Origin of the sequence: Krasilnikovia sp. MM14-A1004, from assembly GCF_047159485.1 — a bacterium.
Taxonomy (GTDB): domain Bacteria; phylum Actinomycetota; class Actinomycetes; order Mycobacteriales; family Micromonosporaceae; genus Actinoplanes.
Genome location: NZ_AP038773.1, coordinates 794,901 through 810,207 on the forward strand (window position 1 = coordinate 794,901; position 15,307 = coordinate 810,207).

18 protein-coding genes are annotated in these 15,307 nt (G+C 73.2%); 9 read left to right on the forward strand and 9 right to left on the reverse strand.

Going from position 1 to position 15,307, the window contains the following annotated elements:
* Nucleotides 1-19: 19 nt before the first annotated feature.
* The gene (locus ACMCNN_RS03800) at nucleotides 20-655 is read right to left on the reverse strand and encodes a carbohydrate-binding protein (protein ID WP_412744789.1); all 636 of its coding nucleotides are present in this window, start codon (nucleotides 653-655) and stop codon (nucleotides 20-22) included.
* Between the two features lie 249 nt (nucleotides 656-904).
* Between ACMCNN_RS03800 and macS the strand changes: the two genes are divergently transcribed.
* Together macS and ACMCNN_RS03810 are read left to right on the forward strand one after the other, a co-directional pair.
* Entirely contained in the window at nucleotides 905-2,053 is a 1,149-nt protein-coding gene (gene macS, locus ACMCNN_RS03805; RefSeq protein WP_412744790.1) for a MacS family sensor histidine kinase, read from the forward strand.
* Nucleotides 2,054-2,087: 34 nt separating this feature from the next.
* Nucleotides 2,088-2,717, forward strand: coding sequence for a response regulator (locus tag ACMCNN_RS03810; protein ID WP_412747038.1), 630 nt, complete (start codon nucleotides 2,088-2,090; stop codon nucleotides 2,715-2,717).
* Here ACMCNN_RS03810 and ACMCNN_RS03815 read toward each other — a convergent pair.
* The 6 genes from ACMCNN_RS03815 to aroA form a co-directional block, all read right to left on the reverse strand.
* Nucleotides 2,714-3,271 (reverse strand): DUF5709 domain-containing protein, encoded by a 558-nt coding sequence (locus ACMCNN_RS03815; RefSeq protein WP_412744791.1) that lies wholly within the window; start codon nucleotides 3,269-3,271, stop codon nucleotides 2,714-2,716. The genes ACMCNN_RS03810 and ACMCNN_RS03815 overlap by 4 nt on opposite strands.
* 9 nt (nucleotides 3,272-3,280) lie before the next feature.
* Entirely contained in the window at nucleotides 3,281-4,054 is a 774-nt protein-coding gene (locus ACMCNN_RS03820) for an ATP-binding protein (protein WP_412744792.1), read from the reverse strand.
* 127 nt (nucleotides 4,055-4,181) lie between these two features.
* Nucleotides 4,182-5,054, reverse strand: a complete 873-nt coding sequence (locus ACMCNN_RS03825; RefSeq protein WP_412747039.1) for a hypothetical protein — start codon at nucleotides 5,052-5,054, stop codon at nucleotides 4,182-4,184.
* Between the two features lie 112 nt (nucleotides 5,055-5,166).
* Nucleotides 5,167-5,970 carry a histidinol-phosphatase gene (gene hisN / locus ACMCNN_RS03830; RefSeq protein ID WP_412744793.1) on the reverse strand — a complete coding sequence of 268 codons (804 nt, stop codon included), beginning with the start codon at nucleotides 5,968-5,970 and terminating at the stop codon, nucleotides 5,167-5,169.
* Nucleotides 5,971-6,039: 69 nt separating this feature from the next.
* Nucleotides 6,040-7,056 (reverse strand): ribosome small subunit-dependent GTPase A, encoded by a 1,017-nt coding sequence (gene rsgA, locus ACMCNN_RS03835; RefSeq protein ID WP_412747040.1) that lies wholly within the window; start codon nucleotides 7,054-7,056, stop codon nucleotides 6,040-6,042.
* A 44-nt stretch (nucleotides 7,057-7,100) separates the two neighbouring features.
* On the reverse strand, nucleotides 7,101-8,435 hold the full coding sequence (gene aroA / locus ACMCNN_RS03840) for a 3-phosphoshikimate 1-carboxyvinyltransferase (protein ID WP_412744794.1): 1,335 nt from the start codon (nucleotides 8,433-8,435) through the stop codon (nucleotides 7,101-7,103).
* 85 nt (nucleotides 8,436-8,520) lie between these two features.
* Here aroA and ACMCNN_RS03845 point away from each other — a divergent pair, with 85 nt between their 5' ends.
* The 5 genes from ACMCNN_RS03845 to rsrA all read left to right on the forward strand — a co-directional run bounded on the left by ACMCNN_RS03845 (nucleotide 8,521) and on the right by rsrA (nucleotide 11,883).
* Nucleotides 8,521-9,201, forward strand: a complete 681-nt coding sequence (locus ACMCNN_RS03845; RefSeq protein WP_412744795.1) for an SOS response-associated peptidase — start codon at nucleotides 8,521-8,523, stop codon at nucleotides 9,199-9,201.
* A 250-nt stretch (nucleotides 9,202-9,451) separates the two neighbouring features.
* Complete coding sequence (locus ACMCNN_RS03850) at nucleotides 9,452-9,862, forward strand: WhiB family transcriptional regulator (RefSeq protein ID WP_412744796.1); 411 nt, start codon at nucleotides 9,452-9,454, stop codon at nucleotides 9,860-9,862.
* 134 nt (nucleotides 9,863-9,996) lie between these two features.
* Nucleotides 9,997-10,617, forward strand: coding sequence for an alpha/beta family hydrolase (locus ACMCNN_RS03855; RefSeq protein WP_412744797.1), 621 nt, complete (start codon nucleotides 9,997-9,999; stop codon nucleotides 10,615-10,617).
* Nucleotides 10,618-10,780: 163 nt separating this feature from the next.
* Entirely contained in the window at nucleotides 10,781-11,599 is an 819-nt protein-coding gene (locus ACMCNN_RS03860; RefSeq protein WP_412744798.1) for a sigma-70 family RNA polymerase sigma factor, read from the forward strand.
* Nucleotides 11,596-11,883, forward strand: coding sequence for a mycothiol system anti-sigma-R factor (rsrA, locus tag ACMCNN_RS03865; RefSeq protein ID WP_412744799.1), 288 nt, complete (start codon nucleotides 11,596-11,598; stop codon nucleotides 11,881-11,883). The genes ACMCNN_RS03860 and rsrA overlap by 4 nt, the downstream gene beginning before the upstream one ends.
* A gap of 69 nt (nucleotides 11,884-11,952) precedes the next feature.
* Here the strand turns inward: rsrA and ACMCNN_RS03870 are convergent, their stop codons facing one another.
* Complete coding sequence (locus ACMCNN_RS03870; RefSeq protein ID WP_369752275.1) at nucleotides 11,953-12,027, reverse strand: 50S ribosomal protein bL37; 75 nt, start codon at nucleotides 12,025-12,027, stop codon at nucleotides 11,953-11,955.
* 123 nt (nucleotides 12,028-12,150) lie between these two features.
* Here ACMCNN_RS03870 and ACMCNN_RS03875 point away from each other — a divergent pair, with 123 nt between their 5' ends.
* Entirely contained in the window at nucleotides 12,151-12,372 is a 222-nt protein-coding gene (locus ACMCNN_RS03875) for a biotin/lipoyl-binding carrier protein (RefSeq protein WP_412747041.1), read from the forward strand.
* On the opposite strand, the gene ACMCNN_RS03880 is transcribed toward ACMCNN_RS03875, so the two are convergent.
* The gene (locus ACMCNN_RS03880) at nucleotides 12,353-14,068 is read right to left on the reverse strand and encodes a tetratricopeptide repeat protein (RefSeq protein ID WP_412744800.1); all 1,716 of its coding nucleotides are present in this window, start codon (nucleotides 14,066-14,068) and stop codon (nucleotides 12,353-12,355) included. The genes ACMCNN_RS03875 and ACMCNN_RS03880 overlap by 20 nt on opposite strands.
* A gap of 200 nt (nucleotides 14,069-14,268) precedes the next feature.
* Here ACMCNN_RS03880 and ACMCNN_RS03885 point away from each other — a divergent pair, with 200 nt between their 5' ends.
* Nucleotides 14,269-15,303, forward strand: a complete 1,035-nt coding sequence (locus ACMCNN_RS03885) for an SIS domain-containing protein (RefSeq protein ID WP_412747042.1) — start codon at nucleotides 14,269-14,271, stop codon at nucleotides 15,301-15,303.
* Nucleotides 15,304-15,307: the final 4 nt, after the last annotated feature.

A 15,307-nucleotide genomic window follows, 5' to 3' on the forward strand; every position in this document is an offset into this window, starting at 1 on the left:
GAGTTGTCTATCTGTGGGGTCAGCCGACCAGCTCGAACAGGTTCGGCAGGGCCGTGGGCTCCCAGCCGGGCAGCGCGGTGTGCGTCTCCTTCACCCGGTACACCTTGCCCTTGAACTTGACCAGGTCACCGGCCTTGTACGCCGTGTGCACCTTCCAGTTCGACGCCTCGACCTTGGTCGGGGTCGGCGAGGCGCTCGCGGACTGCTTGACCGGCTCCAGCGTGGTGGTCGTGGGCTCCGGCGAGGGCGACTCCGTCGCGGTCGGCTCGGTCGACACGCTCTCGGTCGGCGTCGGCTCCGTGGACGGGTCCTCGCTCACCGACGGCGACGGGGACGTCGGGGCCGGTTGCTCCGAGGACGACGGCGACGGGGACGCGGTGGGGAACCACTGTTCGTCGGCGGGGCGCGCGGTCCAGGTGTTGCGGCACTCGCGGTCGGAGAACGTGTCGCGGCCCGTGTTCCAGCGCCAGACGTAGCGGCCGTCGCGGCGTTCGCACACGGTGATCCGGCCCGCGCGGTTCTCGTGCGCCGAGGCCGTGTCGTTGCGCGTGGGCAGGTAGAGGGCGGTGGCCAGGCCGGCGCCCACGACAGCGAGCGCGAGCAGGACGCGGGGGCGGCGCAGGAACGTTCGGCTCGCGTGGGCGGCGCGGTGCATGGGGATGAAACCTCCGTGGGCGGCGGACGTTTGTACGGCCGGGGGACAACCGTTTGTTCGGCAGGGCAACTTTTGAAGATCCGGGTCGGCCACGCAAGTCCGAGCTGCAGACTTAAGGAACGCTTAAAACTCCGGCCCGGAGAGCGTTTTCCGCGTAATCGATTCGTGATGGGCGCGCTCCCGAATCCGGCTGAATGTCCCGGTCGAGGCGGTGGATCGCCCGGTTGCGGATATGGGATGGTCGGCGCCATGACGAACACGGGGGCGGACGCGGGCGGCCTGCAGGCGCCGCTGTGGCGGGCCATCGCCGTCTACCGGATCGCCGCCCTCGTCTACGTGGCCGTCCTGGTCGTCCGCAACGTTTCGAACTACGACGAGCGCTGGGCCGTGCTCGCCTGGCCGGTGCTCGCGGTGACCGCGGGCTGGACCGTCTTCACCACGTACGCGTACGCCGACCCGGCCCGGCGCCGGGCCCCCCTGCTCGTCGCCGACCTGCTCGTCACCATGGCCGTGATGGCCTCCAGCGTCTGGATCGTCGGCCGGTACGGCCTGGAGCACGGGCGACCCACCCTCGCCGTGGCCTGGCACGTCGCCCCCGTCATCTGCTGGGCGGTGGCCTGGGGGCGGCGCGGCGGGGTGATCGCCGCGCTGATCATGGGCGCCACCGACCTCATCGTCCGGGCGCACTACGACCAGGCGGCGTTCACCGGCACGGTGCTGATGCTGATGGCCGCATTCGCGGTCGGCAGCCTGGTCCGGCTCGCCGTCGTCGCGCAGGAACGCCTGCAGCGGGCCATCGAGCTGGAGGCCGCCACCCGCGAACGGGAACGGCTCGCCCGCGACATCCACGACTCCGTGCTGCAGGTGCTGGCCCTGGTCAAGCGGCGCGGGGCCGGGCTCGACGGGGAAGCCGGGGAACTGGCCCGGCTGGCGGGCGAGCAGGAGGCCGCGCTGCGGGCGCTGGTCACCAGCCCCACCACCCCGGTCGTGGACGACCACGCCGAGATCGACCTGATGACCCTGCTCGGGCCGTACGCCTCGACCACCGTGTCGGTCGCCGCGCCCGCCGACGCGGTCCGCCTGCCCGGCCACACCGCCCGCGAGGTCGCCGCGGCCGTCGCGGCGGCCCTGGACAACGTGACCCGCCACTGCGAGCCCGGCACCAAGGTGTGGATCCTGGTCGAGGATGAGCCCGACGAGGTGCTGGTCAGCGTCCGCGACGAGGGGCCCGGCATCGCGGACGACCGGCTGGCCGAGGCCGCCGCGCAGGGCCGCCTCGGCGTGGCCCAGTCCATCCGGGGCCGGATCGCCGACCTGGACGGCACCGTGACGATCACCGCGGCGCCCGGCCAGGGCACCGAGGTCGAACTCGCGGTACCCCGCAAGCCGCTATCGTGACCCGGTGGAGCAGGAGCACACAGCGGTACGGGTCATGGTGGTCGACGACCACCCCATGTGGCGCGAAGGGGTCAGCCGTGACCTCGCCGCCGCCGGTTACGACATCGTCGCCACCAGCGGCGAGGGACGCCAGGCGGTACGGATCGCCGCGGCGGCCCGCCCCGACGTCGTGGTACTCGACCTCCAGCTCCCGGACGTCTCCGGCGTCGAGGTGATCCAGGGCCTGTTGGAAGCCGTTCCCGGGGTACGGGTGCTCATGCTGTCCGCCAGCGGCGAGCACCACGACGTGCTGGCCGCGGTCAAGGCAGGAGCCACCGGCTACCTGCTGAAGTCGGCCGGGACCGCGGAGTTCCTGGAGGCGGTCGGGCGTACGGCCGCCGGTGACGCGGTGTTCACGCCGGGGCTGGCCGGGCTGGTGCTGGGCGAGTTCCGCCGGATGGCGACCGAACCGGCCCCCGCCGACGGGCCCGCCCCCAAGCTGACCGAACGGGAGACCGAGGTGCTGCGGCTGGTGGCCAAGGGGCTGTCGTACCGGCAGATCGCGGAGCGGCTCGTGCTGTCGCACCGGACCGTGCAGAACCACGTCCAGAACACCCTCGGCAAGCTCCAGCTGCACAACCGCGTGGAACTCACCCGGTACGCCATCGAGCAGGGCCTCGACTAGGAGAAGTCGGGCGCCCTGGTCTCGTGCATCGCCAGCTCCTCGGCGGACGCGCCGCCACCCGCCGCGCCCGCGTCGTACGCGATGCTGTCCCGCTCGTCGTCGAGGCCGGAACCCTCGTCCGGCTCCACCAGGCGCCCCACCGGGCGTGGCGTGTCGTCGTCGAGCTGACCGTCGTCGTAGAGCGAGATCGCGGAGTTGGGGTCGGAGGTCGGGCTGGCGCCCCACACGTCCGCCGCGAGCGGCGTGCTCGACGTGTCCGTGTCGTCGATCGTGTCGTCGAACCAGTCCCGCTCGGTGCTGCGATCCGTGCCGACGTCCGGCTCCTCCTGGCGCAGCCGGTACGCCAGCGGCTCACCCCGGCGCGCCTCCTCGGCCGTGTCGCCGTACCGGTTGGAGCCGCCCGGACCGACGCCCGCCAGCGCGGCCGGGTCCGGCCCGTCCGCCCACCGGCCGGTGCGCACCTCGTCGTACGCGGTGGAATCGTCGTCGGCGGTGTCCGGCAGCCCGGAGGATTCCGGGTCCGTCACCTCGTGCGGGTAGTCGTTGTCACGCATACCTGTCGGTTACCCGTGGGCGGGGTCCGCCATACCTGCCGCAAGGCCCGATCGGGACGGGCCGGAGGACTCTTCCGCGGCCAGGATCGCCCAGACCACCTTGCCGTCGCTCAGCGGCAGGCTGCCCCAGCTCCGGGTGACCGCGTCGATGAGCAGCAGGCCCCGCCCCCCGTACGCGGTGGGTGCGACCCGGCCCGCGAAGCGCGGCTGCCCCGCCGAGTGGTCCCGCACCGCCACCGCCATCGTGTCGGCGTACCGCGACAGCAGGACCGTCATCGGCGTACGGGCATGCGCCACCACGTTGTTGGCGAGCTCGGTGACGACGATGCTGCCCGCGCCGGCCAGCTCCGGCAGGTCCCACCGGGCGCACGCCTCGGTGACCAGCTCCCGTGCCCGCCGCGCCGCACCGACCACCGGCTCCAGCTCCAGCTCCAGGCGACGTCCGGGCCTCGGCGACCCGAGCGACGCGGCGGCCGCCGTCACGCTGGGGCACACGCTGAGCCCGGCGTCCTGCCACGGTGCCGGATCGGGGGTGGCGAGGATCAGATGCGTAGCGGGCCAGACCGTCGTCTCGCGCGCCACGCGGCGTAGTACCCCCGGCGCGTCGGCGTCCTTCACCGTCAGGTCCGCCACGTCGACGATCAGGGCCTGCGGGGCCTCGGCGAGCACGTCGAGCAGGGCCGTGCGTACGGCTGCCGCCTCGCTCCCGGCCAGGACCCCCGTGAACCGGACGACCGGATGGACCTGCGCACGGTCCACCACGTGCCCGATCTCGCTCGCCATGATCACTCCATTGTGCCGACGGTCGCGACTCGTCATCTGTGGTCGCCGCGAGCTACCGGGCTCATCCGATTCTCGTACACGCCTGGGCCCGGTTTACCCCATGGCCCGCCGGTCATGCCTGGGTGGCTCAGAGACCCGCTGCGCGCAACCTGGTGCGTTCCGAGGCCCGGCCGCCCGGATGACCGCCCGGTGCGGTGGCGTGGTGGTGCTGCGGCTCGGCGTACCGGGTCAGGCCCAGCACCGACGCCAGCGTGACCACGAACCCGACGGCGGCCATCCACTCCCGGCCGGGGTAGATGCGGTCACCCAGCACCAGCAGCCCCACGATCGCCGCGGGCACCGCGCCCGCCGCGTCCATCGCCGCCACCGCCGCGGTGGTCGAACCCCGCTGCATCGCCAGCCCCAGCAGCAGCTGACCGAGCAGGGAATGGGCTACCAGCAGGTAGAGCAGCGGATTGCCGATGTAGCCGGTGACGGAGTGCTCACTCGCCAGCGGCCGGGCGGCGATGGCGGCCGCCGAGAAGCCGACCCCGGCCAGCGAGCCGAGCACCACCGAACCGAGCGCGCCGTGCAGGCGTACCGCGAAGAAGCCGGCCACGGCCAGCACCACCAGGGTGACCGTCAGCGCGATCATCATGGCCGGGCCCAGCGGGCGCGACTGTGCCGGCTCGGCCGCCAGCACCAGGGCGGTGATTCCCACCAGAAGCAGGGCCAGCAGCCCGATCTCGGCGGGGGGCAGCACCCACTTCAGCACCAGCACCCCCAGCAGGGCGGTCACGCCCAGCCCGGCCGCGACGCTGGCCTGCACGAGGAACAGCGGCAGGTCGCGGCGGGCCAGGAAGGCCAGCAGGAAGCCCAGCACCTGACAGAGCAGACCCAGGATGTACGTACGTTGACTCGCCAGGCGCACCAGCAGGCCGGGGTCGAACGTGTGGTGCACGCTCGTGCGCGCCGCCGCGATCGACTGCAACAGGTTGGCCACGCCGTATGCCACGATCATCGCCGCGAGACAGAACCAGCCTGGGGACACCACAGCGAGGATAGACCAGCGCCTGGTTCGGCTCAGCCCGCTTCGGATGGCCGGCGGGAGTCGGGCTGGTTTCGATGGCGCCTCACGCCGGTACGGGCGCCAGGCGGGTGAGCACCTCGTCGTGCAGCGGGCCGTTCGTGGCGATCGCGCTGCCGCCGCCCGGCCCCGGCCGGCCCTGCAGGTCCGTGAAGGTGCCCCCGGCCTCCCGCACGATCGGGATCAGGGCGGCCACGTCCCACAGCGACAGCTCCGGCTCCACCATCACGTCGAGCGCCCCCTCGGCCAGCAGCATGTAGCCGTAGAAATCGCCGTACGCCCTGGTCCGCCACGCCTGCCGCAGCAGGTCCAGCAGGTGATCCAGGCGGCCGTTCTCCTCCCAGCCGGAGAGGCTGGAGTAGCACAGGGAGGCGTCCGCGAGGCGGTTGACGGCCGACACCCGGATCCGGGTGGCCCCCGCCTGGTGGCGGCCCGCGTACGCGCCGTGCCCGGTCGCGCCCCACCACCGGCGGCCCAGCGCGGGCGCCGACACCAGGCCCGCGACTGGGACGTCGTCCTCCACCAGCGCGATGAGGGTCCCCCAGATCGGTACGCCACGGATGAAGTTCTTCGTGCCGTCGATCGGGTCGATCACCCAGTGCCGGGACCCGCTGCCCGCGCTGGGCATGGACATGCCGTACTCCTCGCCGAGCACCCCGTCGCGCGGGCGGGCCCGGGCCAGGGTCGCGCGGATCGCCTTCTCCACCGCGGTGTCCGCATCGGAGACCGGGGTCAGGTCCGGCTTCGACTCGACGTGCAGGTCGAGTGCGCGGAACCGGGCCATCGAGATCGAGTCGGCGGCGTCGGCCAGCAGATGGGCCAGGGAGAGATCGTCGGAGTACCCAGACATGCGGGAAACCTAGCCGATGATCGCGGCCAGCCCCGCCCACGACCCGGCTCCGCGCGCCGCGCGTTGCCGTCAGGTGTCCGGGCGCTCCTCGCGGGGATCCTCTCCGGCGCGGGAGGCCAGCAGGCGGCGGTAGCTCGCCAGCCGCCGCGGGTCCGCGTGGCCGGCGTCGACCCAGGCGTCCAGCGCGCAGTCCACGTCGGCCGGGGTGTGGCCGCAGTTCGGCGGGCAGTCCACGGTGCCCTCGACCAGATCGGGGAAGCCGTGCAGCAGGCTCTCGGCGCTCACGTGCGCCAGCCCGAAACTGCGGATGCCCGGAGTGTCGATGATCCAGCCCGGATCCGCGCCGTCCGCACCGGACGGGGGCAGGCGCAGCGCGACCGCGCTGGTGGAGGTGTGCCGCCCCTTGCCGACCGCGCTGACCGCGCCGACGGCCCGCAACGCGTCCGGCACCAGGCGGTTGACCAGGGTGGACTTGCCCACCCCGGAGTGGCCCACGAGGACGGATATCTGCCCGGCGAGCCGCTGCCGCAACGGGGCCAGATCGCTGTCGGGGCGCACCAGCACGTACGGCAGGTCCAGCTCGGCGTAGTAGTTCAGCACGGCCTCGGGGCCCGCGAGGTCGGCCTTGGTGAGGCACAGCAGCGGCTCGACGTCCGCGTCGTACGCCGCGACCAGGCAGCGGTCGACGAACCCGGTGCGCGGCGGCGGGTCGGCCAGGGCGCTGACGATGACGAGCTGGTCGGCGTTGGCGACCACGACCCGTTCCAGCCGGCCCTCGGGCGTGGTGTCGTCGTCGTCCGCGGTGCGGCGCAGGACCGAGGTGCGCTCGGCGATGCGGACGATCCGGGCCAGCGCACCGGGTGCGCCGGAGGTGTCGCCCACCAGCGCCACCCGGTCGCCCACCACCACCGACTTGCGGCCCAGCTCGCGGGCGCGCATCGCGGTGATGATGTCGTCCTCGGTCGGGGCGTCCGGGCGGACGCAGCCGTACCGGCCCCGGTCCACGCTGACGACCAGGCCGTCGACCGCGTCGGAATGCTGCGGGCGGGTACGGGTACGCGGGCGCGAGGACCGGCCCGGTCGGATCCGAACGTCGTCCTCGTCGTACTCCCGCTTGCGCCCCGGCAGGTTCAGCTCCTCGCCACGAGTCCCGCCCAGAGTTCGGGGAACTCGGGCAGCGTCTTCGACGTACACGCTACGTCGCTGAGATGAACGCCCTCGACCGCCAGGCCGACAACCGCCGCGGCGTGCGCCATGCGGTGATCCGCGTACGTCTCGAACAGGGCCGGGCGCAGCGGGCCCGGCGTGATGTCCAACCCGTCGGGGTGCTCGACAACGTGGGCGCCGAGCTTGGTGAGCTCGCGGGCGAGCGCGGCGATCCGGTCGGTCTCGTGGCCCCTGATGTGCGCCACCCCGCTCAGCTGGGAGGGCCCGTCCGCGAGGGCTGCCAGCGCGGCGACCACCGGCGTCAGCTCGCTCACCTCGGACAGGTCGGCGCGCACGCCGTGCACCGTGCCCGTGCCGTACACGGTGAGCCCGTCGGCGTCCTGCTCGACCCGCCCACCCAGCGCGGTGAGCAGCTCGGTGACCCGGCCGACCGGTTGCCAGCTCTCCCGCGGCCAGCCGGCCAGCGTGACCGCACCCCCGGTGACCAGGGCGGCCGCGAAGAACGGCGCCGCGCCGGACAGGTCCGGCTCGATGGTCCAGGTACGGCCGTGCAGCGCGCCCGGCTCGACCGCCCAGACGTCCGGCTCGCTGTCGTCGACGGCCGCCCCGGCGGCCCGCAGCATGTGGGTGGTCATCCGCAGATGCGGGGCCGAGGGCACCGGCGGACCCTCGTGGCGCAGCACCAGGCCCTTGGCGAAGCGGCGCGCCGACAGCAGCAGGCCGGAGACGAATTGGCTGGAGGCGGAGGCGTCGATGACCGCGTCACCGCCGTCGAGCATGCCCCGGCCGCGGACGGTCAGTGGCAGCCCGCCGGCGGGCGACGCGTCGAGGTCGGCGCCCAGCGCGCGCAGCGCGGTGAGGATGGGGCCCAGCGGGCGGTTGCGGGCCTGTGGGTCCCCGTCGAACGTGACAGTGCCGTCGGCCAGCGCGGCGACCGGCGGCGCGAACCGCATCACCGTGCCGGCCAGCCCGACGTCGACGTGGGCGGGGCCGCGCAGCGGGCCCGGCTCGACCGTCCACACCTCGTCGGAGGTGGTGTCCACCGTGGCGCCGAGGGCGCGCAGCGCGGCCGCCATCAGCAACGTGTCGCGGGCGCGCAGCGGTCGCTCGATCCGCGAGGGCTCCCCGGCCAGGGCGCTGAGCACCAGCGCGCGGGCGGTCATCGACTTCGAGCCGGGCAGCCGGATGCTCGAGCGCACCGGACCGGTGGCGATCGGGGCGACCCACGGGCGGGTCGCGGCCGACGGGCTGGTGGCGGGCGACGGGCTGGTGGGCGGCGGGCCGGGTTCATCAGTCACGGGCCCATTGTGCCGAAGGCCCCCGACAGTCACCCCGCGTGTTCCCGCCCCGCGGGACGGGGCGCGGCGGCGTACTGTCTGCCGCATGTGCGGCCGGTACGCGACGACACGCAGCGACGCTGACCTCAGCGCGCTGTTCGATGCCGCCAACGTGACCGACGGGCTCGGCCCGAGCTGGAACGTCGCGCCCACCGACCCGGTGCCGGTGGTGCGGATGTCGCGGCGGCACGGTGGCCGGGTGCTCGACACCGCGCGCTGGGGGCTGGTCCCGCCATGGGCGACCGATCTGCGCGGCGGCGCCCGCATGATCAACGCGCGGGTGGAGACGGTCGCCACCTCGCCCGCGTTCGCGCCGTCGTTCGCCCGGCGGCGCTGCCTGGTCCCCGCCGACGGGTGGTACGAGTGGGTCCGCACCGGCCGGCAGCGTCAGGCGTACTACATGACCCCCGCCGACGGCTCGCCGTTGGCGTTCGCGGGTCTGTGGTCGGCGTGGGGCCCCGACTCCGTGCTGACCTGCACCGTGCTGACCACGGCGGCGCTCGGGGAACTGGCGCGGGTGCATGACCGGATGCCGGTCGCGCTGGCGCCCGAATTCTGGGCGGCGTGGCTGTCCGGCGGCGACGGCGCCGAATTGTTGCCGCCGCACCCGGCTCCATCGACGGCGATCGAGATCCGTGCGGTGCGGCCCGACGTCGGCAACGTCCGCAACAACGGTCCTGAGCTGGTGACGCCGTCGCCCGAGCCGGCCGAGGCAACCCTGTTCTGACCGTAGTCGGCTATCCGACGGTTACCGGTGAGTTGTTTACAGCATGTTACGGGGAGTCATATTTTCGCGGCGATTTGCGAGGATTGTACGGTTATTGAGATGGCCGCTCGGGCGAACTTAGTTACGGTACGCACAAGCCCCTTGTTCTGATCTTCATTCCTGCGATACAAACCACCGCCGGTGTGGTTACGAGTTCGCAGGGTGCGGACATCGCGACCACGTTCACCGGTCCCACGGGGGAGGTGGGCTGATGACTCGGGCACGGATGCCGCGTCCGCACGAGGTCGCGATCGCACGGCGCGACCTGAGACTGCTGCAAGCGATCGACCAACGACGGTCGGACGAGGCCTGGCGTATTCGCGGTGCATGCCGCAGCGTCGACCCGGAGGTGTTCTTCCCGGCTCCGAACGAGCCGTCCGACCGCGCGATCGCGCTCTGCGGCACGTGCGAGGTCCAGGCGCCCTGCCTGGCCCGGGCCCTGCAGGTGGGTGACTGCCACGGCGTCTGGGGTGGCACGACGCCCCGGGAACGCCGCGCCATGCTGGTGGCCTGGCGCGAGCGGGTCGGGCCCGACGGCGAGCCGATCGACGACGGCCCCGACGCCGAGGACCGAAGACTCCTCAGCCTCGTTCCAGTCGGCGCTGACGCCCCGGCCCGGTGAGCCGCTGACGACGCCGTCCCGGCCGGAGCCGGAAGCCGCAATCCGGTTCAGCTGCCGACGCCAACCCGATCGGCAGCCGATCCCGTCCGGGTCGGTCGCTGATCCTGCGGTCGGCGCCGGGCGACAATGGCGGCGTGCGTAGTGACACCACCTCGGACGACTACTCCGTCGAGACGCCACGCGGCCCGGCGGGCATCCGGATCAGTGACCCCGCGGGTCCGCCGGTCGCTCTGCTCGTGCTCGGGCACGGCGCGGGCGGTGGGGTGGATGCTCCCGATCTGACCCGGGTGCATGACGTCGCCGTCGCGGCCGGGGTCAGGGTCGCGCTCGTCACCCAGCCGTACCGGATGGCGGGCCGGCGTGCCCCGGCGCCCGCCGGTCACCTCGACGAGGCGTGGACGGCGGTCGTCAACGAGCTTTCCGTGCCGGGGCTGCCGCTGATCTGCGGCGGGCGTTCCAGCGGCGCGCGGGTCGCCTGCCGTACGGCCGGGGCGCTCGGCGCGGTCGGGGTGCTGGCGCTCGCGTTCCCCCTGCATCCACCGGGGCGGCCGGAGCGCAGCCGGGCGGAGGAGTTGCCCACCGGGATTCCCACGCTGGTGGTGAACGGCGATCGCGACCCGTTCGGGGTGCCGGATGCGGTCGGCGACGTGCGGGTGGTGGTGCGCCCCGGCGCCACCCACGATCTGCGCAAGGATCTGGCCGGTACGGCCGAGGCGGTGCTCGGCTGGCTGCGCGAGCACCACTGGGCACGCTGACCCCGAAGGCCACGGCAAAACGTACGATTAACGCGCACTTTCATGCTGTTTGTCGTGGGCCATTCTCATGATCACGCAGGTCACGGGCCGGGTGAGTGGGAATGTGTGCAAGATGCAGGCCGTTGCAACACGCGGACAGCCGTACGTCGGAAGGGGTTCAGCGGTGCGTGCCGAAACCGGATGCGTCGAGCGCGACGGCGCGAAGCAGCGGCAGGTGCGGGAGCTGTTGACCGCCCCGAACTGGCCCGCGGTGCAGCCGCCGCCGACCCCTGCACCATCGGTGAGTGTCAGCACACCGGCGGTTTTAGGAACTCCGGGCGGGGCACTACCCGTATCCTCGGCGGGGCGGCCGAGGGGAGACGGACGGGTGACGCCAGCAGAGCGGACGGAACGGACGGAGGAGCGCCGCGCGCGCTTCGAGCGCGACGCGCTGCCTTTCGTCGACCAGTTGTACGCCGCGGCCCTGCGGATGACCCGCAACCCGGCCGACGCCGAGGATCTGGTGCAGGAGACGTTCCTCAAGGCGTTCTCCGCCTTCCACCAGTTCGAGGAGGGCACCAACCTCAAGGCGTGGCTGTACCGCATCCTCACCAACACCTACATCAACTCGTACCGGCGTAAGCAGCGGCAGCCCGTGCAGGCGCCGACGGACGAGATCACCGACTGGCAGCTCGCCGCCAGCGAGTCGCACACCTCCGCGGGTCTGCGCTCGGCCGAGACCGAGGCGCTGGACCGGCTGCCGGACAGCGACATCAAGGACGCGCTGCAGGCGCTGCCCGAGGACTTCCGCCTCGCCGTCTATCTCGCCGATGTCGAGGGCTTCTCGTACAAGGAGATCGCCGACATCATGGGCACGCCGATCGGGACGGTGATGTCCCGCCTGCACCGCGGCCGCCGCAACCTGCGCAAGCTGCTGGAGCAGTACGCCGCGGACCGGGGCATCACGCGCGGCAGCGACGCGCCGGCCCGGCAGGAGGCATGAGCGACGTGAACGGCGAAGAGCACAAGCCGGACTGCGGTGCGGTCATCAGCGAGGTCTACCTCTACCTCGACCTGGAGTGCAGCGACGAACGCCGGACGCTGATCAAGAAGCACCTCGACGACTGCACGCACTGCCTGCACGAGTACGGCATCGAGCACGAGGTCAAGGCGCTGGTCGCCCGGTGCTGCGGCGACGAGGTGGCGCCGCGGGAGCTGCGCGAACGGCTCCGGATCAAGCTGAACGAGCTGGTCATCGAGGTGGAGACCCGCGAGTTCCTGCCCTGAAGGGGAAAACAGACGCGGGAGGGCCGGCAGCGGTGCGCTGCCGGCCCTCCCGTCGTATGACGGCCAGGCTCAGGAGTTGGGACGCTTGCCGTGGTTGGCGGAGCTCTTCTTCCGGGCCTTCTTCTTGCGGGCCTTCTTGGCCATGTCGGCCTCCTCTTCGTGGCAGGTCGTAGCGCCTGATCGTAGTCGTCGGGCCGGGCGGCCCGGATTCCCCCATCAAGTGCTCGTGATTGGATAATCTCCACCCGACAGCGTCGACGAGGAGGAATCACCATGGCCGACGAGATCCGCGCCGAGATGGTGGCCAACGTGTGGAAGGTCGTGGCCACCGCCGGCGACGAGGTCGCCGAGGGGGACACGCTGGTGATTCTCGAATCGATGAAGATGGAGATCCCGGTGCTGGCCGAATCGGACGGCACCGTGGCTCAGCTGGCGGTCAACGAGGGCGACGTCGTCCAGGAGGGTGACCTCATCGCCGTGATCGAGTGAGCCGGCCGGCCAGCCAGCCCCACAGCCGCCGCCCGGTGCGCCGGCTGCGCTGACGGGGAATCGCGGCGATCACCCGGCCCTCCTCGACCCGGACCACCGCGGTGGCCAGTTCCTGCGCGGCCGGGCCGAGGGCGGGGGTCACCAGCGCCAGCTGGGCCACCGACCAGGCGATGCCGGTCGGTTCCGCGGCGGGCGTGGCCACCACCTCGGCCAGGGTCCGCCCCACCAGGTCGGCCACGTCCGGGCGCGCGGCCGGCTCCACCCAGGCGTACGTGACGAGGGCGAACAGGGCCGCCTCGGTGATCGCGTCGGTGCCGCCCGCGGCCAGCTCCACCAGTAGCCGCCGGCGGCGGGATCCGGCCCAGGGCTCGTCCACGTCGTGATGCAGCAGACCGAGGCACGCCCAGACGTACACGCAGCGGGTCCAGCGCGCGGGATCGTGGGTCGCCAGGGCCCGGCCGACCTCGGTGTCCGGTGCGGCCGGCGGGTGGGCGATGAGGGCCAGCAGCTCCTGCGGCTCGACCAGGAGCAAGCCCACGGCGGCGTCGTACGCGGCGGGCGGGTGCGGCCACAACGGGTGCGCCACCCGCTGCAGCCGCTGCACCGCCGTGGCCGACGGCTGCGGGACGGCGTGCCGGGGCACGGTCGGGTGGCCGGTCGACGGCCGGGGCGCCGGCGGGCGGGAGGCCGTGGGGAAGCGGCGCCGCGGGTCGGGGCCCGAATCCGGGGCGGCCGGGACTTGGCTCAGCCACGGCACGTCCTGGCAGCATTCGGCGAGGTCGGTGTGCTCGTGGGTGTCGTCCGGGTGGTAGCGCTGGAAGTCGGCGAGCCGGATGAGGTGCGCCACGTCCCCGTCGGCCTGATAGCGCAGCCGGTGACCGGTGTGCACGGCGCAGTCGAAGTCGGGGTCGCGGGCCAGTGCCCGGTCCACCCATTCGAGCGCCTCGTCCAGCCGGTCCTGGGCGGCGAGCGTGCCCGCGATGTCCGCGTACACGGACAGGTCGTCGGGGTCGTGCGCGACCGCGCGGCGCAGCGCGTCGAGCGCGTCGGGCAGCCGGCCGGCGCTGCGGTACGCGTACCCGAGCCAGATCTCGCCGAGTTTGGACGGCCTCGCCCGGACGCCGCGGGCGGCCCAGTCGACGGCGAGCGCGGCGTCGCCGATCCGGCGCGCCAGCGCCGATCCGGAGCCGAGGAGCAGGTGGTGTGCGGGCTGCGCGGCGATCGCGTGCCGGACCACCGTCAGGTACGGCAGCAGGGTCGCGCGGTCCTGCTCGGCGGCCGGGTCGCCGACCGCGGTGCACAACCGCATGACCAGGCGGGCCAGCATGTCCGGGTCGATCCGGGCGCCGAGGGAGGGCTCGCTGACCCAGGGCACGCCCGCCCAGTCCATGCCGGGGGTGTGCCCGCTGGCGGCGGCCAGTAGGGGCAGCCCGTCCTCGGGGCGACCCGCGGCGGCCAGCAGGTGGGCGCGGGCCACGACCGTGCCGACGAACGCGTGCTGCCCGAGTGGGAACAGTTCCAGACCGCCGCCGGACCGGGCGGCGAGGCGGCTGAGCAGCTCGTGGGTCTCCGGCAGGGTGGGCGCCTGGGCGATGGCGCCGGCCAGGTGATCGGCGGCGTGGTGCATCTCGCCACGGTCGAGGGCCGCGCGGGCCTGCTCGAGGTCGCGGTCGGCGGAGCTTCGGGGGTCGTCCATGGTGCTGCGCCAACCTTTCGATGTCACGCGGGATGCGCCACGACGCGAGCCTAGGCGACGGCGATCGATATGTCAGGCCCGGATCTGCGCATTGGTGCGCGAAACATTGTGCTTGCTCGCTGTTTCGTGCAAGACTGCGCACGAAACGCGCGGGACCGTGCACAAAGGGAGGGTGTTCAGTGACACAGCGAGGCCAGGGGATGGCGGCCGACATCGCGGAGCAGCCGGCGGGAATCGCCCGCCTGCTCGACCGGGAACGCGCCACCGCGATCGCAGCCGTGGCCGCCCGGGTGGCCGCGCGCCGGCCCCGCCATGTGATCTTCGTGGGCCGGGGCACCTCCGACCACGCCGCCCTGTACGGCGCGTACCTCACCGAGATCCGGCTCGGTATTCCCGTCGGCCTCGCCTCGCCCAGCGCGATCACCCTGTACGGCGCCCGGCCCGACCTCTCCGACGCCCTCGTCGTCGGCGTCAGCCAGAGCGGCGGCTCGCCCGACCTCGCCGGTGTGCTCACCGTCGCCCGCGAGTCCGGCGCGCTGACCCTCGCGGTCACCAACAACCCCGGCTCGCCGCTGGTCGCCGCCGCCGAGCTGTCCATCGACGTCGCCGCCGGACACGAGCGCGCGGTGGCCGCCACCAAGACGTACACGGCCGAGCTGTTCGCGCTGCTGCTGCTGGTCGAGGGCATCCGCGCGGGCGACGGCGTGCTGCCCGCCGACGAGCGCGCCGCCCTGGAGAAGCTGCCGCAGCTCGCCGACGAGGTGCTGGCCGACGACGGCGCCGACGCGCTCGCCCAGCGCTACCGCTTCGCCTCCCGCATGGTCGCCACCGGCCGGGGGTACGCGTACCCGACCGCGCGCGAGACCGCGCTCAAGCTGATGGAGACGTCGTACCTGCCGGCGCTCGCCTTCTCCGGCGCGGACCTGCTGCACGGGCCGCTGGCCATGGCCGATCCGGACGTGCCGGTGCTGGCCGTCGTCGGCGACGGTCCCGGCGGCCAGGCCATGCGGGACGTGGTCAACCGTCTCGGCGAACGGCGTGCCGACGTGGTCACCGTCGGCCCCGCGGACGTGCCCGGCGCCGCCGGCCGGCTCGCCGTCCCCGCGGTCGACGAGCGCTACGCGCCCCTGCTCGACATCCTGCCGCTGCAGAAGCTGGCCCTGGCCCTGGCGCTGGCCCGCGGCGAGGACCCGGACGCCCCGCGCGGCCTGAAGAAGGTCACCACCACGCTGTAGGGAA